Origin of the sequence: Caballeronia sp. GAWG1-1 (genome assembly GCF_023631465.1) — a bacterium.
Taxonomy (GTDB): Bacteria; Pseudomonadota; Gammaproteobacteria; order Burkholderiales; family Burkholderiaceae; genus Caballeronia.
In genome coordinates, this window is sequence record NZ_JALQDB010000034.1 from 101,650 (window position 1) to 116,206 (window position 14,557).

The window sequence follows — 14,557 nt, forward strand, 5'->3', positions numbered from 1 at the left end:
ATACGGCGCGATGTTTTTGACGGCAATTCCAAAATTGTTGGATCGGGCATAACATCAGGTCATGCCAAACCTTCGCAAGAAACTGCCCAGCGCCAACGCGCTCTTCGTCTTCGAAGCGGCCGCGCGCTGCGGTAATTTCACGCGTGCCGCGCAAGAACTTTACGTGAGTCAGCCGGCGGTCAGCCGCATGCTCGCGCGCATGGAAGACCATATCGGCGTGCGGCTTTTCGAGCGCGTGCGCGGCGGCATCGAACTGACGGAAAGCGGGCGCATTCTGTATCGCAAGATATCGGAAGGCTTCAATGGCATAGAAAGCGCCATCCGCGAAATCGAGGCACGCGCCACCGGCGTGGAGTCGGTCACGCTGTCGGTTTCCACCGCCTTCACCACGCACTGGCTGATGCCGCGCATGAGCCGGCTCAATCAGGCGTTTCCTTCGGTGGACCTGCGCTTTCAACTGATCTCGGGGCGCATTGGCGGGCCGCTCGTCGATGTCGATCTCGGCATGCGCTTCCTTCACGATGAAGAGATCGACGAGAACGCCGTGCTGGTCATGCCCGAAGCGCTGCTGCCGGTATCGAACGAGCGATACCACGAAACCGCGTGTACCGAAGCGGGCCGCGCGCATGGCGATACGGTGATCGTCATGGACGACGGCGAACGCGGCTGGCATGAGCGCTTTCATGCGTTCGCCGACCAAGAGCGGCATGTCGCCGGCATGCTCAGTTTCAACGACTACGCCATCGTCGTGCAGGCCGCGTTGCTCGGGCAAGGCATGGCGCTCGGCTGGCTCAACGTGGCGTCTCACTGGCTCGCGCAAGGCGCGCTCGTGCCGGCGGAACAGGAACTCATCGTGACGAGCCGGCGCTGCTGCCTCGTCACGCCGCCGAACCGGCCGTTGCGGCCTATCGTCGCCGACGTGCGCGACTGGCTCATCGCGGAGACGCTAGGCGACATGCGCGTTGTCGAGAGCAAGTATCCGCGGCTCGGTCTTCGCGACGCCCTTAAGGCAACCGGCATCGAGCTTGGCTGAACGCGTGTCCGCATGGTCGCGTGCGTGCTCGATGAACGTACTCGGCGTCATGCCGCACAAGCGCTTGAAATGCCGCGCGAGATGGCTTTGATCGAAAAAGCCGACTTCCGTCGCCACCACCGATCCCGGCATGCCCGCGAGCAACAGACTCTGCGCACGCCGCACCCGCACGCGGCACAGATACTTGTAGGGCGAAAGCCCGATCTGCTCGCGAAACACGGTCGCAAAGCGCGACACCGACAACGCCGAGACATCGGCGAGCTGCGCAAGACTCACGGTCTTGTCGAAATTCGCTTCGATATAGGCGAGCGCGTTGCCGAGCACGGCGGGCTTGATGTTCGCGTGGCTCTCGTGGTTCATGAAGAAGTCTCTGACGTGGCCGATTCCGCGTGTGCCGATGCGCCGCGCTGGAATCGTTGAATGGAGAACGAATCGAGAGGAATGGGTGTGGCGCCGGTATCGAGCAGTTCCGCGAGCGTTTCGCCCACGCCCGGCCCGATCTGAAACCCCGAGCCGCTGAAACCGAACGCATAGAAGAGGCCATCGGCTTTCGTGCTCGGGCCGATCACCGGTTCCGAATCCGGCAGATAGCTTTCGACGCCGCTCCAGACGCGTATCACATGCAAGGGTCCGAGCGCCGGCACCATGCGGCGAAACTGCGCCATCTGCGCGACGGTGTTTTCCGGCAGCACACCCGCGCGGCGCGTGGCGATATCGGCGGGACCGGGCGGGCCGCCGCCGAGCACGAGATTGCCGCGCGGAATCTGGCGGAAGTACACGCTCTCGGCCTTGACCGTCGTGTAGACGCCCATCGAATGCTGGAAGACATACGGCACGGGTTCGGTCACGGCCATTTGCGGGCCGCGCGCGACGAGCGGCACAGGCTCGCCGAGTTGCGTCGACAAAGTATTGGCCCACGCGCCCGCGCATACCAGCACTTGTTCGGCGCGATAGATGTCGCCCGCCGCGCTTTCCACGCGAAAGCCGCCCGCTTCTTTCTCGATACGCACCACTTCCGTGTTCTCGACGATGCGCGCTCCGAGCCGCGCCGCCGCGCGCCCGAACGCAGGCGCGGCGAGTCGCGGATTGGCGTGGCCATCGAGCGGCGAAACGGATGCGGCAAGGACTTCGCGGCCGAGGAAGGGGAAGCGCTCGAACATCGCCCGGCCTTCGAGCACTTCGAGATCGAGGCCGTGGGCGCGCGCTTCATCGGCATAGCGCTGAAAATACGCGGCGTCGTGCGCGTGATAGCAGACGCGCGTATGGCCCGAAGGCAGGAATTCGACATCTTCGCCGAGCAGTTCCCGCGAGCGTTTCCAGGTCTGCAAGGCGCGATTGGACATGGCCAGTTGCGAAAGCGCGCGGCCCTGGCGACGCACGCCGCCGAAGTTCACGCCGCTTGCCTGCTGCCCGGTGAGACCGCGTTCGAGCACGATCACGGAACGCTTACGGCGGCGCAAAAAGAATGCGGTCGTCGTGCCGACGATACCGCCGCCGATCACGATCACATCGGCGCGCTCGTTCATTCGCTCAACTCCTTTTCGATTCCTCGATGCACTTCGTCCTGCGGCGTCACGGCCATCGGCAGCGGCTTGACAGGCGCTTGTCCGCGCAGACGTCCGACCGCTTCGAGCGGCACGCGCGCCTCGGCGGCGATGACTTCCGCGCCCGCGTGCGCGCAATATCGGCCCTGACAGCGGCCCATGCCGACGCGGGAAAACGCCTTCGCGCGATTCGCTTCCCGCGCGCCCATTTCGCGTACCACGCGACGCAATTCGCCCGCTGTGATGGCTTCACAGCGGCAGACGATCGCCTCGTCCGGAAGCGCGGCAGCGAAGCGCGCGGGCCACGGGAAAGCGGCCCGCAGGCCGGCGGCGAATCGCGTGAAGCGCGCGAGTTCGGCGCGTAATTGCGTGACGCGCGCGTTGTCGGGCGCGAACCCCGCATCGTGCAAGGCGGCGAGCGCCGCGAGTTGTCCGGAGCGCTCGGCGGCGTCCGCGCCTCGCACGCGTGCGCCGTCACCCGCGAGATAGACGCCGGGCACGCTGCTGCGGCCATCGCCGTCGATGCGAGCAAGCCATTGCCGGGCGGCCTGATCGAAGACGAACTCGCAGCCCGCGAGATCGGCGAGCTGCGTTTCGGGACGGAGGTGATAGCCGAGCGCGACGGCATCGCAGGCAATATCGAGTTGCGCGCCGTTCGCCGTTTCAACGCGCACGCCGGTGACGCCATGTTCGGCCGTCCCGCCGATGCCAACCGGCGTGATGCCGCGATGCACCGCCACGCCCGCGCGACGCAATACGCGCATCAAGCCGATGCCCTTGACGAGCGTCGATGGCATGGCGAGCAGTTGCGGCAACGCGCGAATGCGTTGTGCAAGCGTCGAGGTGTCCAGCACCGCACCGACCGTCGCGCCTGCTTTGACATATTGCGCGGCGACGAGATAGAGCAGCGGTCCCGTGCCCATCAGCACCGTGCGCGCGCCGATTGCACAGCCTTGCGACTTCAGCGCGACCTGCGCGCCGCCGAGGCTATACGTGCCTGCGTGATGCCAGCCCGGCACCGGCATGAGGCGGTCGGTGGCGCCGCTGCACACGATGAGCGCGTCGAAGTCGAGCTTGCGATAGCGCGTGCCGCTGACGATATGCACCACGTTCGGTTCGATGTTCCACACGAGCGTCTCGGGCAGATAGTCGATCTGCGCGCGCAAGCCGTCGAACGTGCGATGCAGCGACTGAGCGCGGGCGGCTTCGCTGCCATAAAGCGTTTCATACGAGCGCGAAAACCCCTCGGGCTGCCGCCGATAAATCTGCCCGCCGTCGCGCCGTCCTTCATCGACCACGGTCGGACGCAAGCCCGCGCGCACGAGCGCTTCGGCTGCGCGCACGCCCGCCGGTCCGCCGCCGATGACCACGACCTTCAAACGCTCGCGCGCGGCCATACACCCTCCTTCGTCTGACCGATGCGTGTGACGATCGACATGCCTTCTTCAACCGGCGTCGTGCAGGCGCGCAGGCGTTCGCCGCTCGCGGTCCAAACCCAGCAATCCTGGCACGCGCCCATCAGGCAGAAACCGGCGCGGCGGCCATCGCCGAACTCGGAATCGCGCAAGGTGTCTTGCGCCGTCAGCAGCGCGACCATCAGCGTGTCGCCTTCCTTGGCCTGTGCGATGCTGCCGTCGATAACGATGGTCACCGTTTTGCGCCCCGTCTCCGCCACTCTCACGAAACGTGCGTTCATGCAGCCACCGCGTTGTCTTGTGTCTGCATGCGCGTGAGGTCGTCGGCCGAGCGGTGGCACAGAATGGCGGCGCCCGAAGGCAAGGTCTTGACCGATGGCGGTGTCACGTTGCACTTGCCGTCGATGCGCACCGTGCAACGCGCACGGAAGCTGCACAACGCATCCACGCCGCTATCCGAGCCGAGCACGGGCAAGGCAGTCAGCGTCGATGCGCGCCGCTCGTCGAGCCAGCCCGGTTGCAGCGCAGGCACCGAATCGACGAGCAGACCCGTGTACGGGTGATACGGCGGATGCGAAAGCGACTCGCGCTGGCCCGCTTCGACACACTGGCCCGCATACAGCACGATGACTTCGTCGCAGATGGCCCGCACCGTCGAGATGTCGTGGCTGATGAACATGAGCGAGACGCCGAGTTCGCGGCGCAATTCCGCGAGCAAATCGAGAATGGCCGCGCCGACCACCGTATCGAGCGCGGACGTGACTTCGTCGCAGAGAATGAGCGCGGGGTCGGCGGCGAGCGCGCGCGCCAGATTCACGCGCTGCTTCTGTCCGCCCGACAAACCGCCCGGCTGGCGCTTCGCAATCGCTGCGGGCAGTTTCACCAGATCGAGCAGTTCCAGCATGCGCTTCCGTGCCGCCGCACCGCGCAGGCCGTGATAGAAGTTCATCGGCCGCGCGAGAATATCGGCGATGGTACGGCTCGGGTTGAGCGCGGTATCGGCGTTCTGGAACACGATCTGCACGCGCCGGTATTGTTCGAGCGTACGTTCGGAGAGCTTGGCCGGCAGCGGCTTGCCGTCGAGCAGCACGTCGCCGCGCGCCCGGTCCACCAGACCCGCGACCACGCGTGCAAGCGTCGTCTTGCCCGATCCCGATTCGCCGATCACACCGAGCGTGCTGCCACGCGCGATCTTCAGGCTCACGTCGTCGAGCACGCGCACGGCGGGCACGCCGTTCGCATCGACACGGCCATAACCCGCGCTCAGGCGGCGAATTTCCAGCAACGGCTTTTCGCCCTGACTGGTGAGCGGCGAGAGTTCGGCGAGCAGCGCATCGGGGCGGCGCACCGCGCCGAGCAACTGGCGCGTGTAATCGTCGGCGGGAGCGTCGAGCACTTGCGCGGTCGCGCCGTTCTCGCGCACGCGTCCGCCGTTCAGCACGACGATGCGGTCCGCCATCTGCGCCACCACGGCGAGGTCGTGCGATACGTACACCGCCGTCGTGCCGAGTTCGCGCACCACGCGCTTGAATGCGGCGAGGACTTCGATCTGCGTGGTCACATCGAGCGCGGTGGTCGGTTCGTCGAACACGACCACGGCGGGATCGGTGATCAGCGCCATCGCGGCCATCAACCGCTGCAACTGCCCGCCCGAGACCTGATGCGGATACCGGTCGCCAATGCTTTCCGGATTCGGCAACGCGAGCGCGCGGAACAACGCGACCGCCTTCTCGCGCGCCGCCGCGGCGGACATGAGTTTGTGCAGCAACGCGGGCTCGGTCACCTGATCCATGATCGTGCGTGCCGGATTGAATCCCGCCGACGCGCTTTGCGCCACATAAGCCACCGTGCGCGAACGCAGCGCGCGACGGCCCTTTTCACTCAGCTCGAGCACTTCGGTGTCGCCGATCTTGACGGAACCGCCCGCAATCGCGCAGCCGGTGCGCGCATGCCCGAGCAGCGCCAGCGCAATCGTCGTCTTGCCCGAGCCCGACTCGCCGATCAGCGCGAGCACTTCGCCCTTCTTCACGACGAAGTCCACGCCTTTCACGATCTCGACGACCGGGTCCGGCGCCGCGCCCGCGACCACGCGCAGGCCTTTCACTTCGATCATGTTGGTGGTCATTGCGCGCCTCCGTTGCCGCGCGCACCGTGGCGGCGCAGGCTGTCGATGAGCAGATTCACGCCGACCGTCAGCGTGGCGATGGCGACCGCCGGCATGAGCACGGCCGGCGCGCCTTCCGCCAGACCGCCGATGTTCTCGCGCACGAGCGAACCCCAGTCCGCGTTCGGCGGCTGGACACCGAGGCCGAGAAAGCTCAGGCCCGACAGCAGCAACACGATGAACACGAAGCGCAGGCCGAAGTCGGCGAGCATCGGGTGAATCATGTTCGGCAGCACTTCGACGCGAGCGATATAGAACAGCTTCTCGCCGCGCGCTCTTGCCACCTGCACGTATTCGAGCGTCATGATGTTGACCGCGAGCGAGCGCGAAATGCGGAACGCGCCGGGAATGTAGGCGAGCGCGGCGACCATCGTCAGCATGGGAATCGACGAGCCGAACGCGGCGATCACCACCAGCGCGAGCACCTTGCTCGGAATGGAGATGAGCGCATCGAAGAAGCGGCTCAGGATTTCATCGACCCAGCGGCCGGACACAGCCGCGATCAGACCGAAGAACGTGCCGATGAAACTCGCGAGCAGCGTCGCCGCAAGCGCGAGGCCCACCGTGTACTGCGTGCCGTACAGCACGCGGGACAGCATGTCGCGGCCGAGATAATCGGTGCCGAGCCAGTGCGCCGCGCTATAGCTGCCGAAGATGTCGATGGAAGTCATCGCGCCGCCTTTGTACGGCGCGACGAGCGGAGCCAGGAACGCGACCGCGAGCCAGAACACGACGATGAAAAGACCGATCAAGCCGAGCAGCGAGAAGCGTCCGGCGAGACGCCGCAGCGGGCCGCGCTTCTGCACGACGACCGGCGCTTCGGCCACGTCTGGTAGTCCAGGCTCCGGCTCGTACATGACCTGCGAGGCGTGTGGCACGTGAGGTGTCGAGGGACGATTCATCGTTGACGCAGCCGTGGGTTGGATACGATCTGGGCCAGGTCGGCAATCAGCACGAGCGCGAGATACGCCGCGCAGAACACCATGACGCAGCCCTGCACGAGCGGCATGTCGCGGTTGGTGACGGCATCGACCATGAGGCTTGCAAGACCGGGATAGTTGAAAATCGATTCGACGATCACCACGCCGCCGAAGAGATACGAGAGACTCAGCGCCACCGCGTTCGCAATCGGCCCGATGGTGTTGGGTAAGACGTGCCGCAACACCACGCGCATCGGCGATGCGCCCTTTAGACGCGCCATCTCCACGTAAGACGCGTTGAGCTGATCCAGCACCGCCGCGCGCGTCATGCGTGCCATTTGCGCGACGATCACGCAGCAGAGCGTCATCACCGGCATCGCGTAGACCCGCAAGAGCGCGCCGAACGACGACACATCCGAGAGATACGAGAGCGCTGGCAGCCAGCGCAGCTTCACCGCGAAGATCAGGACGGCGATGGTCGCGACGAGAAACTCGGGCACGGCCACGGTCGAAAGCGTCAGCACGTTGAGCGCGCGGTCGAGCAGCGAGCCGCGAAACATGGCCGACACGATGCCGATGAAAAGCGCCACCGGCACCGAAACCAGCGCGGTCAAACCGGCCAGCACGAGCGAATTCGGCAGACGCGAGGCGATCAGCTGACTCACCGGGAGATTGTTCGACAGCGACGTGCCGAAGTTGCCCGAGACCACGTGCACGAGCCATTGCACGTAGCGTTGCAGCGCGGGCTGATCGAGCCCGTACTCGTGACGCAGCGCCGTGACCTGCTCGGGCGTGGCCGCCTGGCCGAGCGCCTGCTGTGCGGCATCGCCGGGCAAGAGACCCGTGATGCCGAACACCACCGCCGAGACGATCAGCAAGGTCAGCAACGCGAGGCCGATGCGCGTGGCGACGAGTCGTTGCGCATGAACTTTCATCGGATATCGCCTCCGGTTTGAGGTTCGCGCGCCGTCCGTTGAGGGCGCGCGATGTCGCTTGAAACGCAGCGTGCTTTACGCCGTGAGCCAGACCTTTTCCGCGAACATGAAGCCGCCGAGACCGGCGAGCGGAATCGAGCCGAGGCCCTTGAGCTTCGCGGTGTGGGCATCGAGGGAACTCTGGAACATCGGAATGCCAATGCCGCCGTCCTCGTGCACGAGCTGCTGCATGTCGCCGTAGATCTTCTTGCGCTTGGCGTCGTCCGGCTCGCCGCGCGCGGCCACCAGCATCTGGTCGAACTGCGGGTTTTTCCAGTTGGCTTCGTTCCACGGTGCATCGGACTTGAAGAACTGCGTGAAGAGCACATCCGCGCTCGGGCGTGCGTTGATGTTGCCGTAGCCGAGCGGATGCTTCATCCAGTGATTCGACCAATAGCCGTCGGCGGGCACGCGCACCACTTGCAGATTCAGGCCCGCTTGCGGCGCGACCTGTTGCAAGAGCACGGCCATTTCGACCGAACCCTCAGCCGCCGGCGATGCGTACAGTTGCACCGGCGCGCTGCCGAGCTTCGCCTTCTGGAAGTAGAACTTGGCCTTGTCCGGATCGAACTTGCGTTGCGGCAGACCGGCCATGTAGTACTTGTTGGTCGGATCGATCGGCTGGTCGTTGCCGATCGCGCCATAGCCGCGAAACACGGTCTGGCGAATCTGGTCGCGATCCATCAAGTGCATCATGCCGCGCCGGAAATCGCTCGTGCCCGTGATGCCGCCGTCGTCGCGCACGATCAGGTCGGTGTATTGACCCGTCTTCGTTTCCAGCACGTTGAACCCTTGCGTGCCCTTGATGCGGTCCGTCGAGCGCGCGCTCACCGCGTTGATCAGTTGCACGTCGCCGGACAGAAGCGCGTTGACGCGCGCGGATTCATCGGCGATACCGATCAGCTCCACTTCGTCCAGATGCGGCAGGCCCGGCTTCCAGTACTTCTCGTTGCGCACGCCGACCGTACGCACGCCCGGCGTGAATTCCTTGACCTTGAACGGACCCGTGCCGATCGCCGTCTTGAAGTCGGTGGTGCCGTCCTTGATGATGAGGAAGTGCGAATCCGCGAGAATCACGGGCAGGTCGGCGTTCGCGCCGGCGAGCGTGATGGTCACTTCGTTCGGGCCGGTGGCCTTCACGTCCTTGAACTGGTCGGCAATGGTCTTGGCCTTCGAGCCGACCGCTGCATCCTTGTGACGCATCAGCGAATAGATCACGTCCTGCGGCGCGAGCGACTTGCCGTCGTGAAACTGCACGCCGCTTCTGAGCTTCACGACCCACACGGTCGCGTCTTTCGTTTCGAGCGATTCAGCCAGCGACATCTGCGCGCCGAGATGCGAATCCAGTTCGGTCAGGCCGTTGTAGATCATGAAGCCGCGCACGTAGTCGGTGCCGAGCGCGCCCTTGGCGGGGTCGAGCGTATCGGCGGACGAAGACGATTGCGTCGCCACGCGAATCCGTCCGCCCTGCTTCGGCTTTTCCTGCGCGAACGCGGCGCCGCTCACGGAGAGCAGGCCCGTGCCGGTGACGGACAGCAAGCCGCCCGCGGTCAGCGCGCGCAGCACGCTACGGCGCGACGCGCCTTTTTTCGTCAGTTCGTCGAGCCGGATACCGGCATGGTCGACTGCATCAGGCGATTGATCGATGCTCATGAACTTCTCCGCGTGAGATTGGGGCTGAATGAATCGCCGGCTCGGTTGTTTCCGGCTGGCTGTATTTGCTTCGATGCTTCGATGCTTCAATAGAAAACGTCTTTGATCGAGTAGTACGCACCGACCAACGGCAGGAACCACGGCTTGCCCGTGTGACCCGGAATGGCGGGCCAGTCGAAATCGCGCCACGGATTGGCGTCGGCCTTGCCGTTCATCACGTCGGCCATGACCTGGCCCATGTGCGTGGACATCTGCGTGCCGTGGCCGCTGTAGCCCATCGAAAAGTAGATGCCATCGTGCTGCCCGGCGCGCGGCAGACGGTCCGCGGTGATATCGACGAGACCGCCCCAGCAATAGTCGATGCCCACGCTCGCGAGACTCGGGAACATCTGCGCGAGGTTGTCCTGCAGGATGCGGCCGCTCTTCGCATCCGAAGGTCTTTCGGATGCCGTGAAGCGCGCGCGTCCGCCGAACAGCAAACGCGCATCCGGCGTCACGCGAAAATAGTTATGCATGAGGCGGCTCGTGGTGTAGGAGCGGCGCTTGGGCAAGATGCGCGCGAGCTCTTCTGCCGGCAGCGGCGCGGTCACGATGATGAACGAGCCCACCGGCGCGAGCCTGCGTCTGTACCATGAAAACGGACCGTGCTTGGAAGGACCGGTCGCGATCAACACTTGCTTCGCGCTCACCGCGCCGCGCGCCGTATCGACTCGAAATCCGCCGTCTTCCTTCGTGATGCCGCGCACTTCCGCATGTTCGAAAAGCTTCGCGCCTTGCCGCACGGCGGCGTTCGCAAGACCCGCCGCGAACTTGCCCATATGCATCTGGCCACCATGACGTTGCAGCAAGCCGCCATGAAAACTGTCCGACTGCACTTCGCCGCGAACCTGTTCGCGAGTCAGCACGTCGATATCGGGATCGACTTCGCGGCGAATGAGTTCGGCGGTACGTTCGATGTGCGCGAGATGATGCGGCTTCGACGCGAGCTTCAGCTTACCCGTCGAAACATAATCGCAATCGATACCTTCCTCGCGAATCAAACGCTCGACGGTATCGACGGCGGCCGCATACGCGCGATAACAGCCCTGCGCACGCTCGACGCCCAGTTGCGAGCGCAACGCCGCATAGTCCTGCGCCACGCCGGTGTTGCACTGGCCGCCGTTGCGCCCGGAAGCGCCGCCGCCCATTTTCCCCGCATCGAACACGGCGACGCTCGCGCCGCGTTTGGCAAGCGCCAGCGCCGCCGACAGACCGGTGAAGCCGCCGCCGATCACCGCCACATCGACCCGGCCATCGGCCGGGCCTTCCTGCGCCGCCGTGAAGGCGGGTGCGGTATCGAGCCAGTAGGAGTCGAGTTTCATCGGCGGGTCCGGTGGATGACGATTACAGGCCGAGCTCGGTGGCGAGATCGCCGATGGTGTCGACTTCGTAGTACTCGTAGTACGGCGTGCTCGGCTCGTGGCCGCGCTTGACGAACGCCTTGTGCTTCACGCCCATGTCGTGCGCGGTCATCAGGTCGTAGCGCAGGCTCGACGACACGTGCAGCACGTCTTCGGGGTTGCAGTCGAGCTGGTCGAACATGTACTCGAAGCCTTGCATGCGCGGCTTGTACGACTGCGCCTGCTGTGCCGTGAACACGCGATGGAACGGCGCGCCGAGCTTGTCGACGTTGCTTTGAATCTGGTCGTTCGATGCGTTCGAGAGAATCACTAGCTTGTACTTCGAAGCGAGACGCGACAGACCTTCCGGGACGTCCGGATGCGGGCCCCAGCTCGGCACGGCGAGGTAGTACTTTTCGGCTTCGGCTTCGTTGAACTCGACGTTCATGCGCTGGCACGCACGGCGCACGGCATTGACGATGACATCGCGATACGGCTTCCACGCGCCGAGCACTTCGTCGCGGCGGTATCCGGAAAAGAATGCGACGAACTTTTCAAGCTCGGCGCCCTTCAGACGGTCGCCGTACATCTCGCGGGCCATATCGGCCATGCGGAACTTCGTCAGCGTGCCGTAGCAGTCGAAGGTGATGTACTTAGGCTCGAAATCGATCATGGTGTCAGTCCTATCGGGTAATGAACCGCGCAGGGTTCAGGGGCGAGGGCCAGGAAAAACGCATTTCCTGAGGAAAATTTAATCAGGGCAAAAATACTGATGTCGTTGAATGCGGGTGCTTCGACCATGCAAAACAACTCGTTTCGAGGCATGTCCGCAGCAGCTTATGCGGCGCGTTTCCGACGCACGATCGATCGTTCATTGACCGATGTCGATCAGCACGCTCTTGATGCGCAAATTGGCTTCGAAGGCTTGCCGCCCGAGGTCCTTGCCGATGCCCGAACCCTTGTAGCCGCCGGTGGGAATCACGAAGTCGCTGGTGCGGCCGTAGCGGTTGACCCACACCGTGCCCGCCTCGATGCCGCGCACCATGCGCAGCGCGCGGCCGAGGTCCGCCGTGTGCACGCCGGCGGCGAGGCCATAGTCGGGGTGAGCGGCGAGTGCGAGCGCTTCCTCTTCGCTGTCGAAGGTCTGCAAGGTCAGCACCGGGCCGAAGATTTCGTGGCGCACGGCTTCCGTTTCCTGTGTCACGCCGGTCAGAAGCGTCGGCGCATAGAACGGTCCGGGCGTCGCGGCATGCGGGCGTTCTCCGCCGCAGCGCAGCGCGGCGCCGCTCGCCACGCTGCGTTGTACGATCGCTTCGATTCGCGCGGCTTGCGGCTCGGAGATGATCGGCGGCAAGGTGGTGTCGGCGGCCCAGGTCGGTCCGGCATGCAGTTCGCCGAATACATGTGCAATGCGATCGGCGAGTTCATCCGCGATCGAACGCTCGACCAGGAGCCGCGATCCCGCGACGCATACCTGGCCCGCGTTGCCGGCGATCGCACCGGCGATACGCCGCGCGACTTCATCGATACGCGGGGCATCCGCGAAGACGATCTGCGGACTCTTGCCGCCCAATTCCAGCGTCACGGGCTTGGTGCCGGTCTCGGCGCAGGCGGCCATGATCGCGGCGCCCGTGCGTGTCGAACCCGTGAACGTCACCTTGGCGATGCGCGGATGACGCACGAGCGCGTCGCCGGTCGTGCGGCCATCGCCCTGAACAACATTGAAGATGCCTGGCGGCACGCCGGCTTGGAGCGCGAGCCGGGCGAGACGCAGCACCGAAAACGGCGTCATCTCCGAAGGCTTGAGAACCACCGCGTTACCGGCCGCGAGCGCCGGCGCGATCTTCCACGACGCCATCACCAGCGGAAAATTCCACGGTGCGATGGCGCCGATCGCGCCATACGGCTCGGTCATGGTCATGCCGAGATGCCGATGATCCGTCGCCGCGACCTCACCGCCGATCTTGTCGGCGAGTTCCGCGTAGAAGCGGATGCCTTCGGCGGTGAACGGCACGTCCCAGTTGAATGCATCGCGCACGGGACGCGTGGAGCCGAGCGCTTCGAGCGGCGCGAGCGTGGCGGCGTCGGCGGCAACGAGATCCGCGAAACGGCGCAGCACGCGGGCCCGCTCGCGTGGCGCGCAGCTTGCCCAGCCGCTCGTGCGCCACGCGGTGTAGGCGTTCTGCACGGCGTGGTCGATCATGGCCGCATCGGCGACTGGAATGGATGCGTACACGACGCCATCCGAAGGCCGCGTGACGTCGATGCGCGTGGTGCCTGCATCGACGAACTCGCCGCCGATGAAGTGGCCGCGCGGCACGGCAATGACGGCGGGATCGAAACGGTCCATGTGCTTGGGCCTTGTATGCGTTGATGTCGTATGAAATCTTAGGTCCGAAGGCCCGGCATAATTCGCTGACAAAATTGCGCAATCGGCATATCGGGCGCGTTCTTGCACGCCTAACCCGTGGTTTTGCATTGCATCAAAGGCGCAACGCTTGATAGGAAGATCGTCCTAGTCATGCGCGTTGTGCGATGTCACAGTCGCGATAACCGTCTACAGAACGCTCAGAACCAGGAGGCCGGCGTGCCCGACTCTAACCAGCACGATGCGATTCGATATCGCGCTTTCACGCCCGACGACATCGCGGCAGGACACGCGTTGTCGAGCGCCGTCCGGTGGCGGCATCGCCCGGACGACTGGCGGTTTGCCGCGCAGACCAGCAGCGGCATCGCCGCCGTCGACGCTTCCGGCGCGGTGGTCGGTACGGCGCTCGCGTGGAAGTTCGGTGTGGAGGCCGCGTCCATCGGCATGTTCATCGTGTCGCCGGAGCATCAGCAACTCGGCATCGGCCGTGAGCTGATCGAGCGGCACATACGGGAACTCGGCGCGCGCACGGTCGTCATGCATGCGATCGGTTCCGGGCTCGCGCTATGCGAAACGCTCGGCTTCGAGAAGACCGGCACCATCCATCAGCATCAGGGCGCGGCGTTTCAGCCGCCGCTCGTTTCGCTGCCGCCGGGCGAGCGGCTGCGGCCCATCGGCGCGAACGACACGCCGCGTCTGGTCGATCTCGCCTCGCGCGCAAGCGGGCTGGATCGCAGCGCCGTGCTGCCGCAATTGCTCGATGTCGCAAGCGGTATCGCGCTCGATCGCGACGGCGAGTTGCTCGGCTTCGCATTGTTCCGGCGCTTCGGCGACGGTCATGTGATCGGCCCGGTGGTCGCGCCCGACTCGCCGAATGAAAGCCGCGCGAAAGCGCTCATCAGTTATTGGCTCGCGCTGCATGCAGGTATGTTCGTACGTGTCGATAGCCCCGCGAGGCTCGGACTTTCGACATGGCTCGAAGGCCTCGGCTTGCCGCATGTCGACAGCATCGAGCGCGTGGTGCGCAATGGTCCCTTGCCCGTCGATGCCACATCGATCGAATACGCCATCGCCAGTCAGGCGTTAGGTTAGGGCTTGTCATCGCGA

The 14,557-nt window shown here is 65.0% G+C and carries 14 protein-coding genes; 2 read left to right on the forward strand and 12 right to left on the reverse strand.

Features of this window, described 5'->3' with window-relative positions; genetic code table 11:
- The first annotated feature begins 61 nt into the window (after window positions 1-61).
- Window positions 62-1,033, forward strand: coding sequence for a LysR family transcriptional regulator (locus NCT03_RS23735; RefSeq protein WP_250494137.1), 972 nt, complete (start codon window positions 62-64; stop codon window positions 1,031-1,033).
- On the opposite strand, the gene NCT03_RS23740 is transcribed toward NCT03_RS23735, so the two are convergent.
- The 12 genes from NCT03_RS23740 to NCT03_RS23790 form a co-directional block, all read right to left on the reverse strand.
- Window positions 947-1,393, reverse strand: a complete 447-nt coding sequence (locus tag NCT03_RS23740) for a helix-turn-helix domain-containing protein (RefSeq protein WP_250494138.1) — start codon at window positions 1,391-1,393, stop codon at window positions 947-949. The genes NCT03_RS23735 and NCT03_RS23740 overlap by 87 nt on opposite strands.
- Entirely contained in the window at window positions 1,390-2,559 is a 1,170-nt protein-coding gene (locus tag NCT03_RS23745) for an NAD(P)/FAD-dependent oxidoreductase (RefSeq protein WP_250494139.1), read from the reverse strand. The genes NCT03_RS23740 and NCT03_RS23745 overlap by 4 nt, the downstream gene beginning before the upstream one ends.
- Window positions 2,556-3,974: an NAD(P)/FAD-dependent oxidoreductase gene (locus NCT03_RS23750; protein WP_250494140.1), complete on the reverse strand. Its 1,419-nt coding sequence runs from the start codon at window positions 3,972-3,974 to the stop codon at window positions 2,556-2,558. The genes NCT03_RS23745 and NCT03_RS23750 overlap by 4 nt, the downstream gene beginning before the upstream one ends.
- Window positions 3,953-4,273, reverse strand: a complete 321-nt coding sequence (locus NCT03_RS23755; protein ID WP_244830119.1) for a (2Fe-2S)-binding protein — start codon at window positions 4,271-4,273, stop codon at window positions 3,953-3,955. The genes NCT03_RS23750 and NCT03_RS23755 overlap by 22 nt, the downstream gene beginning before the upstream one ends.
- Complete coding sequence (locus tag NCT03_RS23760) at window positions 4,270-6,117, reverse strand: ABC transporter ATP-binding protein (RefSeq protein ID WP_244830118.1); 1,848 nt, start codon at window positions 6,115-6,117, stop codon at window positions 4,270-4,272. The genes NCT03_RS23755 and NCT03_RS23760 overlap by 4 nt, the downstream gene beginning before the upstream one ends.
- Window positions 6,114-7,058 (reverse strand): ABC transporter permease, encoded by a 945-nt coding sequence (locus tag NCT03_RS23765; protein ID WP_250494141.1) that lies wholly within the window; start codon window positions 7,056-7,058, stop codon window positions 6,114-6,116. Before NCT03_RS23765 ends, NCT03_RS23760 begins: the two co-directional genes overlap by 4 nt.
- Window positions 7,055-8,011, reverse strand: coding sequence for an ABC transporter permease (locus NCT03_RS23770; protein ID WP_244830116.1), 957 nt, complete (start codon window positions 8,009-8,011; stop codon window positions 7,055-7,057). The genes NCT03_RS23765 and NCT03_RS23770 overlap by 4 nt, the downstream gene beginning before the upstream one ends.
- 75 nt (window positions 8,012-8,086) lie before the next feature.
- Window positions 8,087-9,703, reverse strand: coding sequence for an ABC transporter substrate-binding protein (locus NCT03_RS23775; RefSeq protein WP_244830115.1), 1,617 nt, complete (start codon window positions 9,701-9,703; stop codon window positions 8,087-8,089).
- Window positions 9,704-9,789: 86 nt separating this feature from the next.
- Window positions 9,790-11,064: an NAD(P)/FAD-dependent oxidoreductase gene (locus tag NCT03_RS23780; RefSeq protein ID WP_244830114.1), complete on the reverse strand. Its 1,275-nt coding sequence runs from the start codon at window positions 11,062-11,064 to the stop codon at window positions 9,790-9,792.
- A 22-nt stretch (window positions 11,065-11,086) separates the two neighbouring features.
- Window positions 11,087-11,755, reverse strand: a complete 669-nt coding sequence (locus tag NCT03_RS23785; protein WP_250468443.1) for a haloacid dehalogenase type II — start codon at window positions 11,753-11,755, stop codon at window positions 11,087-11,089.
- On the reverse strand, window positions 11,752-11,883 hold the full coding sequence (locus tag NCT03_RS33875; protein WP_255784709.1) for a hypothetical protein: 132 nt from the start codon (window positions 11,881-11,883) through the stop codon (window positions 11,752-11,754). Before NCT03_RS33875 ends, NCT03_RS23785 begins: the two co-directional genes overlap by 4 nt.
- Window positions 11,884-11,953: 70 nt before the next feature.
- Window positions 11,954-13,432, reverse strand: a complete 1,479-nt coding sequence (locus tag NCT03_RS23790; RefSeq protein ID WP_250494142.1) for an aldehyde dehydrogenase family protein — start codon at window positions 13,430-13,432, stop codon at window positions 11,954-11,956.
- 237 nt (window positions 13,433-13,669) lie between these two features.
- Here NCT03_RS23790 and NCT03_RS23795 point away from each other — a divergent pair, with 237 nt between their 5' ends.
- The gene (locus NCT03_RS23795; protein ID WP_250494143.1) at window positions 13,670-14,542 is read left to right on the forward strand and encodes a GNAT family N-acetyltransferase; all 873 of its coding nucleotides are present in this window, start codon (window positions 13,670-13,672) and stop codon (window positions 14,540-14,542) included.
- Window positions 14,543-14,557 lie beyond the last annotated feature (15 nt).

Bases quoted from the DNA above. Each gene is read 5' to 3' on its own strand.
- NCT03_RS23735 (WP_250494137.1), top strand. From the start codon at position 62: ATGCCAAACCTTCGCAAGAAACTGCCCAGCGCCAACGCGCTCTTCGTC.
- NCT03_RS23740 (WP_250494138.1), bottom strand. From the start codon at position 1,393: ATGAACCACGAGAGCCACGCGAACATCAAGCCCGCCGTGCTCGGCAAC.
- NCT03_RS23745 (WP_250494139.1), bottom strand. From the start codon at position 2,559: ATGAACGAGCGCGCCGATGTGATCGTGATCGGCGGCGGTATCGTCGGC.
- NCT03_RS23750 (WP_250494140.1), bottom strand. From the start codon at position 3,974: ATGGCCGCGCGCGAGCGTTTGAAGGTCGTGGTCATCGGCGGCGGACCG.
- NCT03_RS23755 (WP_244830119.1), bottom strand. From the start codon at position 4,273: ATGAACGCACGTTTCGTGAGAGTGGCGGAGACGGGGCGCAAAACGGTG.
- NCT03_RS23760 (WP_244830118.1), bottom strand. From the start codon at position 6,117: ATGACCACCAACATGATCGAAGTGAAAGGCCTGCGCGTGGTCGCGGGC.
- NCT03_RS23765 (WP_250494141.1), bottom strand. From the start codon at position 7,058: ATGAATCGTCCCTCGACACCTCACGTGCCACACGCCTCGCAGGTCATG.
- NCT03_RS23770 (WP_244830116.1), bottom strand. From the start codon at position 8,011: ATGAAAGTTCATGCGCAACGACTCGTCGCCACGCGCATCGGCCTCGCG.
- NCT03_RS23775 (WP_244830115.1), bottom strand. From the start codon at position 9,703: ATGAGCATCGATCAATCGCCTGATGCAGTCGACCATGCCGGTATCCGG.
- NCT03_RS23780 (WP_244830114.1), bottom strand. From the start codon at position 11,064: ATGAAACTCGACTCCTACTGGCTCGATACCGCACCCGCCTTCACGGCG.
- NCT03_RS23785 (WP_250468443.1), bottom strand. From the start codon at position 11,755: ATGATCGATTTCGAGCCTAAGTACATCACCTTCGACTGCTACGGCACG.
- NCT03_RS33875 (WP_255784709.1), bottom strand. From the start codon at position 11,883: ATGGTCGAAGCACCCGCATTCAACGACATCAGTATTTTTGCCCTGATT.
- NCT03_RS23790 (WP_250494142.1), bottom strand. From the start codon at position 13,432: ATGGACCGTTTCGATCCCGCCGTCATTGCCGTGCCGCGCGGCCACTTC.